The sequence below is a fragment of the Alistipes sp. i18-0019-D1 genome, assembly GCF_042852885.1.
GTDB lineage: Bacteria > Bacteroidota > Bacteroidia > Bacteroidales > Rikenellaceae > Alistipes.
In genome coordinates, this window is the sequence record NZ_AP031424.1 from 702,635 (window position 1) to 721,558 (window position 18,924).

Here is an 18,924-nt window from a genome sequence, read left to right on the forward strand (position 1 = left end):
GATGAAGCGCCTGCTCCATACGCCGCTGGCACTGCTCGTGTGGCGCATCGCACTGCTCTACGCGGTGCTGATGCTTTGCCGCGCGGCGTTCTGGATCTACAACGCCGCCCTGCTCGGTCCGCTGACGTGGGGTGAGCTGGGACCGCTGCTGGCCGGAGCGTTGAAATTCGACACGGCGTCGGTCGTCTATGCCGACGGCGTGTTCATCCTGCTGTCGCTCGTGCCCCTGCACCTGCGCGAACGGCGCTGGTACCGGAGCATGCTGTTCTGGTATTACGTGGTCGTCAACGCCGCGCTGGTCGCGGCCGCGAACCTCGCCGACACGGTCTATTTCCGCTACACGCAGAAGCGCTTCACGGCCGATGAAATCTTCTTCGCCAACAACGACAACTCGTTGCAGTTAGTCGGTAAATTCATGGCCGAGAACTGGTATCTCGTGCTGCTGTGGGCGGGACTCGTGACGCTGCTGGCGTGGGGTTACCGGCGCCGGGTGCGGGAGGAGAGCCTCTTCAGCCGCGGCTGGGCCTACTATGCCGGCGGCACGATCGTCTTCGCCCTGGCGGCGGGGCTGAGCGTCGCCGGGATGCGCGGCGGCATGACCCGCATGACCCGTCCGATCACCCTTTCCAACGCCACGCTCTACACCGCCGACAGCGGCAAGGCCAACCTGATTTTAAGCAACCCGTTCTGCATCCTGCGCACCGTCGGCAGCGCGGGAAGCGTCAAATACAAAAAACAGTTCACCCCCGAAGAGCTGCCGCGGCATTTTACGCCCGTGCACCGGCCCGCCGACAGCGCAGCCGTGGACCTCACGGGACGCAACGTCCTGGTTTTCATCATGGAGAGCATGTCGGCCGAACACTCCGCGTTCCTCCATCCGGAACTCTACGCCGATCTCCCGGAAAAGGGCTTCACGCCCTTCCTCGACTCGCTGATGCGCAACGGACTGGTGTTCAAACGGATGTACGCCAACGGCACACGGTCCATCCAGGCCATGCCTTCGGTGCTGGGAAGCATCCCCTCGTTCCGCACGCCGTTCGTGCTGATGCCGCAGTCGTTGGGCGAGAGCCGCCAGCTGCCCGCCATGCTGGCGGACAAGGGCTATGCGACTGCCTTCTTCTGCGGCTCGGAACGCGGCTCGATGGGCTTCGGGGCCTATGCCCGTTCGGCAGGCGTCGAGCGGCTGGTGAGCCGCGAGGACTACGAGGCGAAGCACGGCACGGGGGATTTCGACGGCTACTGGGGCATCTGGGACGAAGAGTTCCTGCAATTCACGGGCGAGGAGCTGGCGGCGATGCCCGAACCCTTCTTCGCCGCGCTGTTCACCCTCTCGTCGCACCACCCGTTCATCGTACCCGAAAAGTACGCCGCGACGCTGCCCGATGGCTACACCCGGATTCACAAGGGCGTGGCCTACGACGACCGGGCGTTCCGCCTCTTTTTCGAACGCTTCGGCGGCGAGGAGTGGTTCCGCCGCACGATCTTCGTCTTCGTCGCCGACCACGTGTCGTCGGAGAAATTCGCGGAGGAGACGCGCTCCTACCCGGGCAACATGCACATCATCGGCTTCATCTACACCCCCGACGGCGCGCTGCGGGGCGAGGTCGGCGAGGTCACGCAGCAACTGGATATCATGCCCACGGTGCTGGGCCTCGTGGGCAACACCGAGCCCTACTTCGCTTTCGGGCGCGACGTGCTGAACGAACCGCAGCGACCCCGCTGGTCGGTCAGCTACGACGGGCGGTTCCGTGCGCTGACCGGCGAAGGCGCGGTCGTGCTCGACGATTCGGACATGGATGTACAGGAATGCCCGGCCACCCCAGCCGCCGACAGTCTGGCACAGAATTTCCGGGCGCTGGTCCAGCAGTATTACACCCATATCGAGAAAAAGAGCTATACGGCAAATGATTGAATTCAAACCCGTGCGCCTCGAAGACCGGGCGGTCATCGAGCGTTATACCATGCCCTCGGGCATCTGCAACTGCGACCTCGCCTTCGCCAACATGTACTGCTGGCAGGCGGTGTTCCACAGCGCGTGGGCCGAGATCGGCGGATTCCTGGTGATCCGCTTCCAGATCGACGGCGGCGAGCGCATCGGCTACATGCAGCCCGTCGGCGAGGGCGATTTCGGCCCGATCCTCCCCCTCCTGCGCGAGGACGCCCACGCCCACGGACAGCGGCTGCGGATCATCGGCCTGACGGACGAGGGCCGCGACACGATCCGCCGGGTCGTTCCCTGCCATTTCGCGTTCGAGTCGGACCGCGCGCTGGAGGATTACGTCTACTCGGCCGACGATCTTCGCAACCTCGCCGGACGCCGCTATCAGCCCAAGCGCAACCACATCAACCGCTTCACGGCCGAATATCCCGACTACCGCTACGAGGAGCTGACGCCCGACCGCTTCGGGGAGTGCATGGCCCTCGAACGCGAATGGCGCAAGGCCCACGAAGGGCACACCTCGGAGCTGTGCGCCGAACAGCGGGCCATGCAGCGGGCCTTCGAACACTTCGGAGAACTGGGGCTTATAGGCGGCTGCATCTACGTCGGCGACCGCCTCGCGGCCTTCACCTACGGCTCGGCGGTCAACGACCACACGTTCGACACCCACGTCGAGAAGGCCGACACGGAGTTCGACGGCGCCTTCACCGTCATCAACAAACTCTTCGCGCAGCACCTCCCCGAGCGTTTCACGCTGATCAACCGCGAGGAGGACCTCGGGCTGGACGGACTGCGGCAGGCCAAACTCTCCTACCACCCGGCGTTCCTCCAGCACAAATTCACGGCGATCTGCATGCACCCCGACGAGTTGGCCTGCAAAGACCTTTGGATGAAGGCCTTCGGCGACGACGAACAGTTCGCCGACTCGTTCATCATGCGCTATTACTCCCGCCGCCGGATGCTGACGGCCGAGGCCGAAGGCCGCACGGCGGCGATGCTCCACCTGCTGCCGTTCCGGACGGAGCTGGGCCGCACGACCTATATCTACGGCGTAGCGACGGACCCCGCGTTCCGGGGACGCGGACTGGCCTCGCAGCTCATGCGCGAAGCGATGCGGCTCATCGCGGACCGCGGCGACGACGCGGCGTTCCTCATCCCGACGCCCGGCAAGGAGTGGCTCCGGGAATTTTACGGACGCTTCGGCTTCGCAGGCGACGTTCCGACGGAGTTCGTTTCCGCGGACCGCTTCGACTTCGGCACGGGCGACGCGGCCGCCGACCGGGCGATGGTCTGGCGGCGCACCCCGGAAGGGCCGCTCCCCGAACAGCTCACCGCCTCCTGGCATTCATAGCCCGGGACTCTCCTCCGCGAGAGTCTTTTTTTTGCCTGCGCCGGAATCCGCCCCACCCTGCTGCTCCCGGCGCAGGCGACAGCCTGCTCCGAACGGCCGGAACCGGTTCCGGCAACACCTCCGGTTCCGCCCGGCACTCGTCTTCGCCACACCGTTTTCCGCCCGGCCGTCGCCGAAAAAACAGTCATCCGACAGTTTCGTTTCATAACCATTCCATAAATCAAGGACAACGAAAAAGAGATAAAAGGGAAATACTTAATCTTTCAAGCGAAACATGAGCAATATTTAAAATTTTTTATTTGCAAAAAAAGTCCTCCGATTTTGTTTTTTAATAAAATAAGTTTAATTTTGAAATACGTTCGAAACACAATCGAAACTAATTTAAGTTATATTTGAAAAGTTTTTCAGACAGGAGCGACAGCGCTAAACAGATGGTTACCATATATATAATGGGAGACGGGAAGACCGGCAGGGCGACAAACGGGGACTTCGGGACGGAGTTCCCGACCGGAAATTTCCGGGCCTCTACGGCTCTCGGATAACCGGTAATTACAAAATCGCATACAAATAAAAAAATATAAAACAAGGACTAAAAATGAAAAATGTAATAAAGTATTTGTTGCTGGGACTCATCGTCGTCTCGCAATTTTTCGCCTGCGGCGGCAGCGATGACAACAAGACGCCCGCAGACAATTTCAACGTGCAATTCACGGTTCCGGGATCGGTAGACGTCACCGAAGGCGGCGAGTGCACGTTCGCCGTAACCGGTGGGGGGGGGAAATCGCCCCTAACCACTGACACATTCATTCTTGAGTCGGACGCAGGCATCTCCTATGTCTGCCCCATCATCAACACCTCTTCCGAAAGTTTCACCGTACGCCTGGCCGACGGGTGTGAAACGGGTTACTACAAAGTCTTCGTCAAAAGGGACACGCGCAAAAAATCGTTCGGAAGAATCTACATCAACATCGTCGAGGACATAGGTTTCGAACCGGATGCGGGCACCACGGTCTACGGGATCGTGTCGTCGGCCGGCGTCGGTGTGAAAAACGTCGTAGTGTCCGACGGCGCGGAAGTAACCGTCACGAACGAGGAGGGCATCTACCAGCTCAAATCGGCCAAGAAATGGGGATATGTCTTCATCTCCGTTCCGAGCGGCTACGAAGTGCCGTGCGACGGCGTGCTCCCGCAGTTCCACCGCGCGCTCAAAAACAGCCCCAGTGTCGTCGAAAGAGCCGATTTCAAACTCGAAAAGGTCGACGGCCAGGACTCCTACAAAATCTTCATGCTCGGCGACATGCACCTCGCCAACCGCACGAACGACCTCCGGCAGTTCGCCGAATTCACCTCCGACCTCACGGACTACATGACCCGCCACAAGGGCGAGAAGATGTATGCGCTCACCCTCGGGGACATGACCTGGGACCTCTATTGGTATTCGAACAGCTACTATTTCCCCCAATACCTGAACACCATCAACAGCCAGGTCAAGGATCTGCCGATCTTCCACACCATGGGCAACCATGACAACGACTTCAAGACCACGTCGGACTACGATGCGGCGGTCAAGTACGTGGATCAGATCTGCCCGACCTACTACTCGTTCAACATCGGCAAGATCCATTATGTCGTCATGGACGATATCGATTGCAGCGGCTACGACGGAACCGATTCCCGCAATTATGTCAAGAGCCTCTCCGGCGAACAGCTGGACTGGCTGGCGAAAGACCTGTCGTACGTAGCCAAGACGACCCCCGTCGTCGTTGCAATGCATGCGCAGGTATTCTATCCGACCACGACGGGATTCAAGATCGACCACGATTCGGCCAATACCCAGCGGCTTTTCGACATTCTCGACGGATATACGGTCCATTTCGTGACGGGGCATACCCACATGACCTTCAACGTAACGCCCGACGCCTCGATCGTAGGCGGGCGGAACTTCCGGGAGCACAACTCCGGTTCGGTATGCGCTTCGTGGTGGTGGTCCGGCAACCTCACGTCCGGAGTTCATGTCGGGACCGACGGAACCCCGGGCGGCTACGGCATCTGGGACATTTCCGGGACCGATTTAAAATGGCTGTACAAATCGACGGGTTGGCCCGAAGAGTACCAGTTCCGCAGCTACGACCTCAACAACGTGCATTTTTCGATGGACGACGTGCCGCTGATGCCCGCGGACGTACCCGCCTCGGTGAAGAAAGTCTATCAGCAATACGTCGACGCCTATCCGCAGAACAGCAACAACGAGGTGCTGATCAACATCTGGAACTGGAATTCGGACTGGACGCTGAACGTCACCGACGAAAACCACAAGACGCTGCCCTACACCGAAGTCTGGGCCTACGACCCGCTCCATATCGCGGCGCTTTCGGTCAAGCGGTTCAACAATGCGGGACTCAAGTCGACGCCGTCGTTCGTCACCTCGAAGTTTACGCACTTCTTCAAGGTGAAGGCGGACAATCCGGACACCGACCTGGTGATTACCGTCAAGGACGAATTCGAAAACGAATGGACCGAAAACATGCAGCGGCCGAAAGCATTCTCCACGGATGCCTACAAACGCAAATGATCTTCGCCACATACCAACCACAATCACCATTCACTAACCAACAAACACAGATCTTATGAGAGTATTTAGACCATTGGTTCTATCTCTGCTTCTGGTATTGGGAGGGGGACTAACAGCCCTTTCAGCCCAAAACAGAGAGGTATCGGGAAAAGTCCTCGATGCCAATCAACAGCCGCTTGTGGGAGTAGCCGTTCTGGTCGATGGTACGACCAAAGGCGTTACAACTTCCGAAAACGGCAGCTTCAAAATCCAGGTTCCTTCGGGGGAAACCGTTCTTCATGTCACCTGTCTGGGCTACCTGCCCCAGAAAGTGACGGTCCCCTCAAGCCGGAACAGCATCACGATCTACCTGCAGGAGGATGCCATCATGCTCGATGAAACCGTCGTAATCGGCTACGGCACGCAGAAAAAGGTCAACCTGACCGGTGCCGTTGCGACCGTAGGGAGCAAAGAGCTCGAAAACCGCGTCACCCATTCGCTGGGCAGCATGTTGCAGGGTTCCGTAGCGGGTCTCAACATCACCACCTCTTCGGGTAAACCCGGCAGCACGCCGGCAATCAACATCCGCGGCGTCAACTCGATCAACTCGGCCGACCCGCTCGTGCTGGTCGACGGCGTGGTGGGCGACCTGAACCGCGTCAACCCCAACGACGTGGAGTCGATCTCGGTCATCAAGGACGCTTCTGCAGCAGCCGTCTACGGCGCCCGTGCAGCCTTCGGCGTCATCCTGGTCACCACCAAGAACGGTACGGCCCAGGACGGCAAGGCTACGGTGCGTTACAGCGGCCGTTTCGGCTGGGAGGAGGCCACGACCTCGACCGACTACGAAAACCGCGGTTACTGGTCGGTCTATACGATCAACAAGTTCTGGCAGGCCGACTCCGGAACGAACTATGTCAAATACAACGATCACGACATGCAGCAGCTGCTGGCGCGCGTGAACGACAGGACCGAGCATCCCGACCGTCCGTGGGTCGTCGAGGAGATCCGCAACGGCCGCAAACAGTGGGTCTACTACGGCAACTACGACTGGTGGGACATGCTCTTCCAGCAGCGGCGGCCCGTGCAGCAGCACAACATTTCGCTCAGCGGCGGCACGAAGGACATCAAATACCTCGTTTCGGGCGCCTATGACCGCCAGGAAGGTATCCAGCGTGCACATCCCGACGTATATAACAAGTACAACCTGCGTGCGAAACTCGATTTTCGGATCAACCGGTGGGCGACGCTCTCGAACAACACGTCGTTCTTCTCGTCGAATTACAAGTCTCTGGGAGACGGCAGCGTAGACAACACCATCGCTTACAGCGCCCGCCACGCACTGGCCAACTTCCCCATGAAGAACCCCGACGGATCGTGGCTTTACAGCACGCCGTATCTCGATTACAAGATCGCCAACGGACGCCACATCCTGCTCAACGAGGGCACGCACCGCAACGTCGACCGCTCGAACGACTTCTCGAACACGACACGCCTGGTCATCACGCCGTTCAAGACGCTGAGCATCACGGGTGACTTCACCTACCGTCTCTACCAGAACCGCAATACGAGCCGCAGTTCCGCAATGAACTACCGCGAATACCCCGACGGGCCGCTGCTCGCCTACGACACGGGAGCGGGCATGAACCAGCTCGACGAAGTGGTTCAGACGCGCAACTACTATTCGGCCAACGTCTACGCCAACTACGACGAAACGTTCGCAGATGCCCACCATGTGTCGGCAACCGCCGGATTCAACTACGAAACGTGGGCCAGCAAGAACGTCTCGGTGGCAGGCATCAACCTCTCCTCCATAAACCTCGACGACCTGAATCTGGCAACGGGATCTCCCACGGAGGGCGCTTACGGCGGCGGCCAGAACGAATACGCCCTGGCAGGCTTCTTCGCCCGTATCAACTACGACTATAAAGGGCGCTACCTCTTCGAGGTGAGCGGACGCTACGACGGATCGTCGCGTTTCGCCCCGGGAAACCGCTGGGGCTTGTTCCCCTCGGCATCGGCCGGATGGCGCATCTCCGAGGAGCCTTTCTTCGGCAACGCCAAAGACCTGGTGGACAACCTCAAGCTGCGCGCTTCGTTCGGCAGCCTGGGCAACCAGAACGTGTCGTCCTACTACACCTACATGCGCCTGATCACGAACCACGATTTCGACAACTACACCTTCGACGGCAGCATAAAGGGCAAATACTCCTCGCTGGGCGCCCCCGTAGCCTCCGACCTGACGTGGGAAACCGCCCAGCAGTGGGACCTGGGTCTGGATCTCACCATGCTGAACAACCGGCTCAACTTCACCGGCGACGTCTACATCCGCGACACGAAGGACATGCTGACCGACGGAATGGCGCTGCCCGGCGTATACGGGGCCGATTCGCCCAGCATGAACTCCGCCGAACTGCGCACGAAGGGCTATGAACTCTCCGTCAGCTGGCGCGACCAGTTCAAACTGGCCGGCAAACCGTTCGAATACAGTGTCGGTTTCAACATCAGCGACTACAAGAGCGTCATCACCAAATACGACAACAACCCGAACAAGTCATTGACCAACCTGACAAAGGGAGATTATTACGTCGGCATGGAGATCGGCGAAATCTGGGGCTTCAAGACCGACGGATTCTTCAAGACCACCGAAGAGGCGCAGGCCTATGCCAAAGAGGTCGACCTGAGCTACAGCTCGGGCCGTCTGACCGGCGGCTGGCAGGCAGGCGACCTGAAGTTCCTCGACCTGGACGGCAACCACATCTGGGGAGTCGGCAGCGACACCGTGGACGATCCCGGCGACCGGACGATTCTGGGCAACTCGCTCCCGACGTTCTCCTACGGCATCAACGCCTCGATCCGCTGGATGGGCTTCGACGCTTCGGTCTTCTTCCAGGGAACGGGCAACCACTACTGGTACCCCCACGCACAGATGATGCCTTTCTGGGGCTGCTATTCCTATCCCTACCTTTCCTACCTCCCGACGGATTTCCTCGGCAAGGTATGGGCGGAAGACAATACCGACGCCTATTTCCCGCGTGCAAGAGCCTATTCTTCATCGGGAGGCTATCTGAGCAAGGTCAACGACCGTTACCTGCAGAATATCCGCTACCTGCGCCTGAAGAACCTGACCGTCGGCTACACGATCCCCGCGACCCTCACCAAGAAGGCCGGCATCGACCAGATCCGCATCTATTTCTCGGGCGAGAACCTCTGCTACTGGTCGCCGCTCAAAAAGAACTCCAAGTACGTCGATCCCGAAGCGGCCATCAACCGCAGTTCCGACGTGAGCAACAACGCCTACTATCCGTGGGCCAAGACGTTCATGTTCGGCATCGACATCACCTTCTAATTTCAAAATCCGAATATCATGAAGCGATTAATCATATTGGCAGCAACGCTGATTGCAGGATTATCGGCCTGCGACTCCCTGCTGGACAAAGAACCGTTGGATCGGGTGACGCAGTTCGACTATTTCAAGACGAAAAGCGACCTGGAACTCTTCTCCAACCCCTTTTACGACAACCTGCTGGACAAGACGCCCTACGATGAGCAGAACGACCTGCTCGTTCAGATGACCCTCTCCGATATCCTCTACGGAGGCGACAAACGCACCGTTCCCAACACCGGCGGCGGCTGGTCGTGGGGCAACCTGCGCCGCATAAACACCTTGCTGGAATATGTCGACCAATGCGAAGACAAGGACGCTGTGCTCGAATATACCGCCTTGTCCCGGTTCTTCCGCGCCGCCTTCTATTTCGACAAGGTGAAACGTTTCGGCGACGTGCCCTGGTACGACACACAGCTCGGATCGGCGGATCCCGACCTCTACAAGGCGCGCGATTCGCGGGAGCTGGTCATGACCAAGATGATCGAGGATGTCGACTTCGCCATCAACAGCGGCGGTCTGACCGAGGAGGTGACGCCCTACCGCGTCAACAAATGGGCGGCACTGGCGCTGAAAGCGCGGTTCTGCCTCTTCGAGGGAACCTACCGCAAATACCACGGCATCAACCTCGAAGGACATGACTACACCTATTATCTGGAGGAAGCCGCCAAGGCCGCCAAAACGATCATCGACGAAGGTCCCTACAAGCTCTACTCCACCAAAACTCCGGACAAGGACTACATGATGCTCTTCGCACAGGAGAATGCCAGCACCGAAGAGTATATCCTCGCCATCCGGAACAGCTACGAGGCCCAGGTCTACCACAATGCGACGGCCTACACGCTGCTGCCGACACAGGGCCGCCCGGGCTACACCCGCAAATTCATCAACATGTACCTGAAGAAGGACGGCACCGCATTCACCGACCAGGAGGGGTGGCAGACGCTGCCTTTCACCGAAGAGGTGAAGGACCGCGACCCGCGCCTGGCGCAGTCGATCCGCACCCCGGGTTACAAGCGCATCGGCGCCAAGCGGGTGCAGGGACCCGATCTCGGCGTCACGATCACCGGCTACCAACCCATCAAATTCGTTCAGGACACGACGGCCTCGGGAGGACAGATCGACCGCAACGACCGTTCGACCTGCGACATGCCGGTTTTCCGCTATGCCGAAGTGCTGCTCAACTATGCCGAAGCCAAGGCCGAACTGGGAACGCTCACGCAGAATGATCTGGTTATCACCGTCAACGAAATCCGAAGCCGGGTGGGAATGCGGGGCCTCGACATGAACGAAGCCAACAAAAATATCGACTGGTATCTTGAGTCCAAAGAGTACGGCTATCCCAACGTGACCGGCGCCAACAAGGGCGTCATTCTGGAAATCCGCCGCGAACGGGCCGTCGAGCTGATCCAGGAGGGTTTCCGCCTTCAGGATCTGTATCGCTGGAAAGCCGGCTATTGCATCGACCAGGCCATTTCCGGCATGTATTTCCCGGGCCCCGGCGAATACAAGCTTGCGGGCAAAGAAACGGCCGATCTGATTCTCTATAAGGCAGGAGAGACCAAACCCCAAGCCGGCGAAGGAGTTTCGGTATACGAACTCGGTTCGGACATCATTCTCTCCGAGGGGGACAAAGGCTATGTCTTCTATCACAAAACCGTTCTGCGCACTTCGTTCAACGAGGAACGCGATTACCTCTACCCGATTCCCAGCGGCGAGCGTTCGCTCAACCCGAACCTCACGCAGAATCCGGGATGGAGCGACGGACTCGATTTTTAAGTCGGAAATAACCTAAAAAACAAGATTATGAGATTTGTAAAATATATGACAGCCCCGATCCTCATGGCGGCCCTGTGTTCCTTCTGGGGCTGCGACAAGGATGAGGACCATCTTTCCGAAGCTGTTCTGGCAAGTGCCAATACCCTGAATTTCGAAGCGGAAAGAGCGGCGGAAAAGATCATCACCATCTATGCCGACGCCGACTGGGTGACGGAAGTCCCCGACTGGGTGACGGTCACGCCCGACTCGGGAACCGGCGTCATGGACGTGACGATTTCGGTGACCGACAACATGCGCGACGGTGCGGAGGACAATCCCCGCAAAGCGGCCCTCGTCTTCAAGGGACGGACTCTTGCAAGCCGCGCCGAGGTGCTCATCATGCAGAACGGAGACAAATACCGCGATGTGAAGGAGTACACGGCAGGTGAACTCGCCGCCCTGGCGGACGAAACGGTCATTTCCGTACCGTCGGCGATCGTCGTGGCCGTGACGACCAAAGGCTTCGTCATCAGCGACGACCGGAATACGGACAATATCTTCGTCTCGAACAGTACGGCGGTTGCCGTCGGCGACAAGATTTCGCTGCTGGGAACCAAGTCGTCCGATTCGCAGAAACTCGCTACGGTAATCGACTGCGACGAGGTGACGGTTCTGTCCGGCGGAGCGGTCAACTACCCCGAGCCGGAGGACATCAGTGCGAAAATCGACGATTACACCTCCTCCAAACGGGGATACGTCACCGTCAAGGGCATCTTCAACGGCAGCAGCCTCTCCGTTTCGGAGGACGCCAAGTATTCGGTCAGCGTCGTGGACGCACCGGCAAGCCTAGGCCTTTCCGCCCTGACCGGCCATATCGTAACCGTCACCGGCTACTACGCCGGGTTGGCCGAGCCTGTACAGCGCATCATGGCCACCGATGTCGAGGACAACGGTCTGAACGAGATCGTCTATTTCATGGAGAACTTCGAATGGCTCGATCCGTGGGCGGAAGCCGGAAGCGCAGGCCGGACCGTCGAGAATGACGATCTCGGTGCAACCGCCCCGCAACTTCCCACTCCGAAAATCGACGGTGTTTCGGCCCTCGACGCTCTTCTTGCAAAAGGGTATGAATTCCTGCGCGTCACCACCAAAACCGAGGGAGAGTGCATTTATCTCCAGCGCAATTACCTCAAGTTCGGTAAAACGTCGTATCAAGCGGGTATCATCCTTCCATCGATTGATAACATTCCGTCGGGCGCCGAACCCAGGCTTTCGTTCGACTGGTGCCCGATGCGCCAGGGATCCGGTAAGGTCGACCCCGTGAACCTGATTATCATCGTGGAGAACGACGGCCAGGAAATACCATTCGAGGTTCCGACCCACGGTTGGGAAAACGATCATAAGCTCGAATGGATCAAGGCCGAAATTGCGTTGACCGGGGTTGCGATCACCAAGGACACCAAGATCACGATCCGTCAGACGCAGTGGCCCGAGGCTACGGCCAACCGCTGGTTCCTCGACAACATCAAAATATCCGAGCCGATAAAACTCTGATAACAGGAACCCTGTAAAACGGAATCAGCCGTTGACCCATGGGTCAACGGCTGATTTTTTTCAGCGGCGCCGCAAAAAAGCCGACGTTTCCGCTCTGTTCTGCCGGCTATCGGCCCGCCCGCCGCAGGAAACACTCGATCGTGTTCTCCATCAGGCAGCAGATCGTCATGGGTCCGACGCCGCCCGGCACGGGAGTGATCACCGAAGCCTTGGGTTCGATGGCCGCAAAGTCTACGTCGCCGCACAACTTGCCCGTCTCCGGGTCGCGGTTGACCCCCACGTCGATCACCACGGCGCCGTCCGACACCATATCCGCCGTGACGAACTTCGGCCGCCCGATGGCCACCACCAGAATCTCCGCCCCGCGCGTCACCTCCCCGAGGTTGCACGTACGGCTGTGGGCCATCGTCACCGTGGCGTTCGCGTCCAGCAGCAGTTTCGACACGGGAAGTCCCACGATATTGCTGCGGCCGATCACCACGGCACGCTTGCCCGCGATCTCCACGCCTGCGGCCCGCAGCATCTTGAGAATGCCTTTCGGGGTGCAGGGAAGCGTGCAGGGCTGTTTCTGCCACAGCGCCGCGACATTCAAAGGGTGAAAACCGTCGACGTCCTTCGACTTGTCGATGGCGGCGATCACCTTGTCCTCGTCGATGTGCTTCGGAAGGGGCAGCTGGACCAGAATGCCGTCCACCTCGTCATCGAGGTTCAGGGCCGCGATGATGTCCAGCAGTTCGGCCTCGGAGACCGACTCCGGCTTGCGGATCGTGGTATTGCGGATGCCCACCTCGGCCGATGCCTTGGCCTTGCCCGTCACATAACTCACACTGCCGGGGTCCTCGCCCACGAGGATGACCACCAGATGGGGCACGCGCCCATATTTCGCGGGGAAGGTCTTCACCTGCTCCGCCATTTCAAGTTTCAGTTTAGCTGAAAGTTCTTTTCCGCTGATGATTTTTGCCATATATCGCTCGTATTATCTTTTCAAAAGGTATGTAAAAATGCAGAGTACAGAATCCGATAAGCCACAATCCACCCATACTCAAGGCTTGATTGGGAACTGCGAGCATCGGTCCCTCTTCGACGCAGAGCTCCTCCGCACCGATATAGAACGACGAAACACACATTATCAAACCGAGCAAAATTCCGCAGGGAGCTAACCACCACCTCCGGCGCCACCAGTCATTCAATCGGTAGATGAACCGCAAAGGCAACCCAACTACCCCCAGTACGACGACCGTTACGACGGTCAGTAACAGCATCCACGCCGTATTGAGAGCGAAAGCAAACGCTCCTTCCACACCGCTCCAATCCCACCAGACCGTCACTGCAAGATTCAACGCGGTGATCAGCCCCACGGCCAGCGGAAACTGATAAACGATGTGCCACTCACGGCGGACAAGGCTCGGAAGACGCATCAATCGTCGAATGCCCGGTGACCGATGTCGGTGCGGTGGAACAGATTGTCGCAGTCGATGCGGGCCACGCCGGCCAACGCATTCTTGCGCGCCTCGGCCAGATTCTTACCCGTCCCCACCACGAACAGCACGCGGCCTCCGGCAGTGAGAATACGGTCGCCGTCGGCCCGGGTTCCCATGTGGTAAACAGCCCCTTCGACACGGTCCAGGCCTTTGATCTCATGTCCTTTTTCGTAATCGCCCGGGTAACCCTTCGAGGCCAGGACGACACCCAGCGTGGCAAAATCGTGCCACTCCAGCTGCGTGTCGCGGCCCTCGGCCACGGCGCAGAAGATGTCGACGATGTCGCTCTTCAACCGCGGCAGCACCACCTCGGTCTCGGGATCGCCGAAACGGGCGTTGAACTCGATGACCTCGATACCCCGCGCAGTCTTCATCAGTCCGCCGTAGAGCACGCCTTCGAAAGGACACCCTTCGGCGATCATCGCGTCGGCCACGGGCTGCATGATCCTCTCCATGGCATACCGCTCGTCGTCGGCCGTGATGAACGGCAGGGGCGAATAGGCGCCCATGCCGCCCGTATTGGGCCCCTCGTCACCGTCGTAGGCCCGTTTGTGGTCCTGCGCCAGCGCCATCGGCCACACCCGGCCGCCCGAAACGAAGCACATGAACGAAAACTCGGGTCCCTCGAGGTAATCCTCGACGACCACCTTACCCTCGCCGAACTTGTCGTCGAGCAGCATGTCTTTCAGAGCCGCTTCGGCCTCGGCCATCGTCTGGGCGATCACCACGCCTTTGCCGGCGGCCAGTCCGTCGTATTTCAGCACCGCGGGCAGAGGGCGCGCCCCGACATAGGCCACGGCCTCGGCATAGTCGGTGAATGCGCGGAAACCCGCCGTCGGAATGCCGTATTTGGCCATCAGGCACTTGGCAAACTCCTTCGACGACTCGATGCGCGCCGCGGCCTTCGTGGGACCGAAGATGCGCAGCCCCGCGGCCTTGAAGCAGTCGACGACTCCCGCCGCCAGCGCCACCTCGGGACCTACGACCGTGAGGCCGATGCCCCGCTCCGCAGCGAAATCGCGCAGGCGCTCCACTTCGGTTTCGCGGATCGCCACGCACTCGGCCTGCCGGGCAATGCCCGCATTCCCGGGTGCGCAGTAGATTTTCCCGACCTGCGGCGAACGCGACAGCGCGTCGACAATGGCGTGTTCGCGGCCGCCGGAACCTATTACCAAAACTTTCATAAACAAAATACTTGATATTAAAAGTGCTAAACACAGTCTTCGACTGCTGATCCTTACCGCTTTTTGGCCGGCAACTAACCGCGGGGGTTCCCTGCGGAGGCTTATGTACTTTTTGGCCGCAAAAAGTAGTAAAGCCGCGGTCTTCGCCCGCTGTTCTTTGCCGCTTTTTGCCGCCCAAAAAGCAGCGTAAAAACCAACCCGCCGCCAAAAAAGCCTGAAAGACGCGGCCTAACGCTGGCTCCGGGCGACGGTCCCGCGAAAGCGACATGCGGATGATTTTAGCGCTACCTTTTGACACCAAAAGGCAGCGACTCGCCGCGGTTCGATCATTCTACCATCAAAAAGCACATAACCTTCGTGGCAAATGAGAAAGGACGAAAGATGTCCCGTAAATCGGAAATCGTCAGTGCTTGAAATGGCGTTCGCCGGTAAAGCACATGGCGATACCCTTCTCGTCGGCCTTCCGGATCGAATCCTCGTCACGGACCGAACCGCCGGGCTGCACGATCGCCGTCACACCGTACTGGGCGGCCAGCGTCACACAGTCGTCGAAGGGGAAGAAGCCGTCCGAAGCCAGCACCAGGCCCTCGGTGACGCCTGCGGCATGCGCCTGCTTCAGGGCGATCTCCGCCGAGCCGATGCGGTTCATCTGTCCGGCCCCGACACCCAGCGTCCGGCCGTCCTTCACCGCCACGATGGCGTTCGACTTCACATGCTTGACGATGTGCCAGCCGAAGTTCAGGTCCTCCATCTGCTCCGGGGCAGGCTGAACCTTCGTGACGCACATCTCCGCCGTAACGGCCTTCGTCGCCACGTCGAGGTCCTGCACCAGCAGACCGCCGTTGACGCTCACATACTGTTTGGGATCGACGTCGCCCTTGTCCATCTTGACTTCGAGCAGGCGCAGGTTCTTCTTCGTCGAGAGCACTTCGAGCGCCCCCTCGTCGAACGCAGGAGCCATGATGATTTCGAGGAAGATCGGCTTCATCAGCTCGGCGGCCTCGCGGGTCACCGTGCAGTTCGTGGCGACGATGCCGCCGAAGATCGACACCTTGTCGGCCTCGTAAGCCTTGGTCCACGCCTCGACGACGTCTTTGCCCGTGGCCGCGCCGCAGGGGTTCATGTGCTTGAGACCCACGCAGAACGGCTTGTCGAACTCGCGCACGATGCACAGCGCGGCATTGGCATCCTGGATGTTATTATACGACAGTTCCTTGCCACCCAGCTGTTTGGCAAAAGCCAGCGAATAGGGAACCTCTTTCTCCTCGCGGTAGAATTTGGCTCCCTGGTGGGGATTCTCGCCGTAACGCAGCGACTGCACGAGGTCGAACTCGAGGAACAGTTTTTCGTTCAAACCGGCCTGCGCACGCATATAAGTCGCGATCATCGCGTCGTACTCGGCGGTATGCGTATAGGCTTTGGCCGAGAGTTTCAGACGGGTGGCCTTTTCGGTGTTGCCGCCCTTCCCGATCTCGCCGAGGATCTGCGCATAGTCCGCGGGGTCGCACACGACCGTCACGTCGGCCCAGTTCTTGGCCGCCGAACGCAGCATCGAGGGTCCGCCGATGTCGATGTTCTCGATGGCGTCCTCCATCTTCACACCCGGCGTCTCGATCGTCCGGCGGAACGGATAGAGGTTCACGCAGACCATGTCGATAAACTCGATGTGGTTGTCCTTCAAGGCTTTCAAATGCTCCGGATCGTCGCGGCGGGCCAGCAGTCCGCCGTGCACGTTGGGATGCAGGGTCTTCACGCGGCCGTCGCAGATCTCGGGAAATCCCGTGACGTCGCTGATGTTGATTACCTCCACGCCGCTGTCGGCCAGCAATTTCATCGTGCCGCCCGTGGCGATCACCTCCCAGCCCAGGGCACGCAGCCCCCTGGCGAACTCCACGACACCGGTTTTGTCACTTACGCTAATTAATGCTCTCATAATCTATTTTCAATTTTACCGCCGAACTCTTCCGACCGCTGCCGTCGTCGCCTGCGGCGCCGTTTACAAGTCCGCCCCTCCCTGAACCCCTCTCTCGGGAGGGGCTTATCGCATGCGAGCGGAAGCGATTCAATTGTCAATTGCACAACACGGCAAAACGAACCCGTTCGACGATATTAAACTACCTACCTTATTAATTTACCAATCGTTTCAATATACAGCGGATATTCCACGGCGTGAATCATCTGCTCCAGTTCTTCGATGTCATTTCCCTCGTAGGGAAAGGCCCTCTGGGCGATGATGCGCCCGCCGTCCAGCTCGGCATCGACGTAGTGGATCGTCACGCCGAAGACCTTGACGCCGTATTCCAGGGCCTGCTCGATGGCGTGCGCCCCGCGGAAGGCCGGCAGCAGCGAGGGATGGATGTTGATGATCCGCCCGCCGTAGGCCCCCAGCAGCACGTCGCCCACGATACGCATGTAGCCCGCCAGACAGACCAGTTCCACGCCCTCGGTATCCAGCCGCGCGACGATCTCCCGTTCGTAGTCCGCCTTCGAAGCGTACTGTTTCGGGGCGAAGACAAACGCCCCGACCCCGTGCTCCGCAGCCCTTTCGACCACCTTCGCACCGGGTTTGTCGCAGACCATCAGCACGACTTCGGCATCCAGCACACCCTGCTCGCAGGCCGTGACGATGGCTTCGAAGTTCGTGCCGCTGCCGCTGGCGAAGACTGCAAGGCGCCGCATCCGTCTACCGGATGACGACACCCTCGGTGTCCGTTACGCGTCCGATGACCGTGGCCCGCTCGCCCTGCTCCGTAAGGATGCCGATGGCCTTCTGCGCCTCGGCGGCATCGAGTGCGATGACCATGCCGATACCCATGTTGAAGATATTGAACATCTCGCGGTGGGCCACCTTGCCGTATTTCTCCAGGAAGCGGAACACGGGCAGAATCTCCCATGACCCTTCGTCGATCTCAAGCCCCTGACCCTCGTGCAGGATGCGGGGGATGTTCTCGTCGAAACCGCCGCCCGTGATGTGGCTGATACCGTGCACGTCGCAGTTGCGAACCACCTCCAGCACCTGCTTCACGTAGATTTTCGTCGGCGTGAGCAGCACCTCGCCCAGCAGTTTGTTCGAAAGTTCCGGATAGGACTCGCGCAGGTTCAGGCAGTTGTCCGCAACGATCTTGCGCACGAGGCTGAAGCCGTTGGAGTGCACGCCGCTCGACGCAACGCCCACCAGCACGTCGCCGGCCCTGACCTTCGATCCGTCGATCAGCTGCGACTTCTCCACGACGCCCACCGTGAATCCGGCGATGTCGTATTCGCCCTCGGCGTACATGCCCGGCATCTCGGCGGTCTCGCCGCCCACCAGCGCACAGCCGGCCTGACGGCAGCCCTCGGCGACACCCGCTACGATGGCCTCGATCTTCTGGGGTTCGTTGTGCCCCACGGCCACGTAGTCGAGGAACACCAGCGGTTCGGCGCCCTGCGCCAGCACGTCGTTGACGCACATGGCCACGGCGTCGATGCCGATCGTATCGTGCTTGTCCATCTCGAAGGCCAGCTTGAGTTTGGTTCCCACGCCGTCGGTCCCGCTCACGAGCACCGGCTCCTTCACCTTGAGGGCCGAGAGGTCGAACATCCCGCCGAAAGCGCCGATGTTCCCCATCACACCCAGACGCGAGGTCGAGGCCACATGCTTTTTGATGCGCCGCACCACTTCGTATCCGGCTTCGAGATTCACGCCGGCCTTTTCATAAGATTGTGCCATATTTTTTCCTTG

12 protein-coding genes are annotated in these 18,924 nt (G+C 59.5%); 6 read left to right on the plus strand and 6 right to left on the minus strand.

Translation table 11 applies throughout. The features are described from left to right. Position 1 precedes the first annotated feature (1 nt). The 6 genes from ACGHP5_RS02775 to ACGHP5_RS02800 all read left to right on the plus strand — a co-directional run bounded on the left by ACGHP5_RS02775 (position 2) and on the right by ACGHP5_RS02800 (position 12,538). Positions 2-1,912, plus strand: a complete 1,911-nt coding sequence (locus ACGHP5_RS02775) for an LTA synthase family protein (protein ID WP_390567969.1) — start codon at positions 2-4, stop codon at positions 1,910-1,912. Then, entirely contained in the window at positions 1,905-3,290 is a 1,386-nt protein-coding gene (locus tag ACGHP5_RS02780) for a GNAT family N-acetyltransferase (RefSeq protein ID WP_390567971.1), read from the plus strand. Before ACGHP5_RS02775 ends, ACGHP5_RS02780 begins: the two co-directional genes overlap by 8 nt. Before the next feature lie 595 nt (positions 3,291-3,885). Beyond that, on the plus strand, positions 3,886-5,862 hold the full coding sequence (locus ACGHP5_RS02785; RefSeq protein WP_390567972.1) for a calcineurin-like phosphoesterase C-terminal domain-containing protein: 1,977 nt from the start codon (positions 3,886-3,888) through the stop codon (positions 5,860-5,862). Positions 5,863-5,917: 55 nt separating this feature from the next. Beyond that, entirely contained in the window at positions 5,918-9,190 is a 3,273-nt protein-coding gene (locus ACGHP5_RS02790) for a TonB-dependent receptor (RefSeq protein ID WP_337771916.1), read from the plus strand. An 18-nt stretch (positions 9,191-9,208) separates the two neighbouring features. Beyond that, the gene (locus ACGHP5_RS02795) at positions 9,209-11,005 is read left to right on the plus strand and encodes a RagB/SusD family nutrient uptake outer membrane protein (protein ID WP_390567973.1); all 1,797 of its coding nucleotides are present in this window, start codon (positions 9,209-9,211) and stop codon (positions 11,003-11,005) included. A 27-nt stretch (positions 11,006-11,032) separates the two neighbouring features. Further along, positions 11,033-12,538 carry a BACON domain-containing protein gene (locus ACGHP5_RS02800; RefSeq protein WP_390567974.1) on the plus strand — a complete coding sequence of 502 codons (1,506 nt, stop codon included), beginning with the start codon at positions 11,033-11,035 and terminating at the stop codon, positions 12,536-12,538. A gap of 106 nt (positions 12,539-12,644) precedes the next feature. On the opposite strand, the gene folD is transcribed toward ACGHP5_RS02800, so the two are convergent. From folD to purM, 6 genes are all read right to left on the minus strand, one after another. Beyond that, positions 12,645-13,502: a bifunctional methylenetetrahydrofolate dehydrogenase/methenyltetrahydrofolate cyclohydrolase FolD gene (gene folD, locus ACGHP5_RS02805; protein ID WP_390567975.1), complete on the minus strand. Its 858-nt coding sequence runs from the start codon at positions 13,500-13,502 to the stop codon at positions 12,645-12,647. After that, positions 13,465-13,956 (minus strand): hypothetical protein, encoded by a 492-nt coding sequence (locus ACGHP5_RS02810; RefSeq protein WP_390567976.1) that lies wholly within the window; start codon positions 13,954-13,956, stop codon positions 13,465-13,467. Before ACGHP5_RS02810 ends, folD begins: the two co-directional genes overlap by 38 nt. Beyond that, positions 13,956-15,203: a phosphoribosylamine--glycine ligase gene (gene purD / locus ACGHP5_RS02815; protein WP_390567977.1), complete on the minus strand. Its 1,248-nt coding sequence runs from the start codon at positions 15,201-15,203 to the stop codon at positions 13,956-13,958. Before purD ends, ACGHP5_RS02810 begins: the two co-directional genes overlap by 1 nt. A gap of 403 nt (positions 15,204-15,606) precedes the next feature. Continuing rightward, positions 15,607-17,136 carry a bifunctional phosphoribosylaminoimidazolecarboxamide formyltransferase/IMP cyclohydrolase gene (purH, locus tag ACGHP5_RS02820; protein ID WP_337771909.1) on the minus strand — a complete coding sequence of 510 codons (1,530 nt, stop codon included), beginning with the start codon at positions 17,134-17,136 and terminating at the stop codon, positions 15,607-15,609. 185 nt (positions 17,137-17,321) lie between these two features. Next, positions 17,322-17,882: a phosphoribosylglycinamide formyltransferase gene (purN, locus tag ACGHP5_RS02825; RefSeq protein ID WP_337771907.1), complete on the minus strand. Its 561-nt coding sequence runs from the start codon at positions 17,880-17,882 to the stop codon at positions 17,322-17,324. A gap of 4 nt (positions 17,883-17,886) precedes the next feature. Further along, entirely contained in the window at positions 17,887-18,912 is a 1,026-nt protein-coding gene (gene purM, locus ACGHP5_RS02830) for a phosphoribosylformylglycinamidine cyclo-ligase (protein ID WP_337656475.1), read from the minus strand. Positions 18,913-18,924 lie beyond the last annotated feature (12 nt).

Coding starts and splice junctions, on each gene's coding strand:
- ACGHP5_RS02795 (WP_390567973.1), top strand. CDS start 9,209: ATGAAGCGATTAATCATATTGGCAGCAACGCTGATTGCAGGATTATCG.
- ACGHP5_RS02810 (WP_390567976.1), bottom strand. CDS start 13,956: ATGCGTCTTCCGAGCCTTGTCCGCCGTGAGTGGCACATCGTTTATCAG.
- ACGHP5_RS02790 (WP_337771916.1), top strand. CDS start 5,918: ATGAGAGTATTTAGACCATTGGTTCTATCTCTGCTTCTGGTATTGGGA.
- ACGHP5_RS02800 (WP_390567974.1), top strand. CDS start 11,033: ATGAGATTTGTAAAATATATGACAGCCCCGATCCTCATGGCGGCCCTG.
- ACGHP5_RS02780 (WP_390567971.1), top strand. CDS start 1,905: ATGATTGAATTCAAACCCGTGCGCCTCGAAGACCGGGCGGTCATCGAG.
- ACGHP5_RS02785 (WP_390567972.1), top strand. CDS start 3,886: ATGAAAAATGTAATAAAGTATTTGTTGCTGGGACTCATCGTCGTCTCG.
- folD (WP_390567975.1), bottom strand. CDS start 13,502: ATGGCAAAAATCATCAGCGGAAAAGAACTTTCAGCTAAACTGAAACTT.
- purH (WP_337771909.1), bottom strand. CDS start 17,136: ATGAGAGCATTAATTAGCGTAAGTGACAAAACCGGTGTCGTGGAGTTC.
- ACGHP5_RS02775 (WP_390567969.1), top strand. CDS start 2: ATGAAGCGCCTGCTCCATACGCCGCTGGCACTGCTCGTGTGGCGCATC.
- purM (WP_337656475.1), bottom strand. CDS start 18,912: ATGGCACAATCTTATGAAAAGGCCGGCGTGAATCTCGAAGCCGGATAC.
- purD (WP_390567977.1), bottom strand. CDS start 15,203: ATGAAAGTTTTGGTAATAGGTTCCGGCGGCCGCGAACACGCCATTGTC.
- purN (WP_337771907.1), bottom strand. CDS start 17,882: ATGCGGCGCCTTGCAGTCTTCGCCAGCGGCAGCGGCACGAACTTCGAA.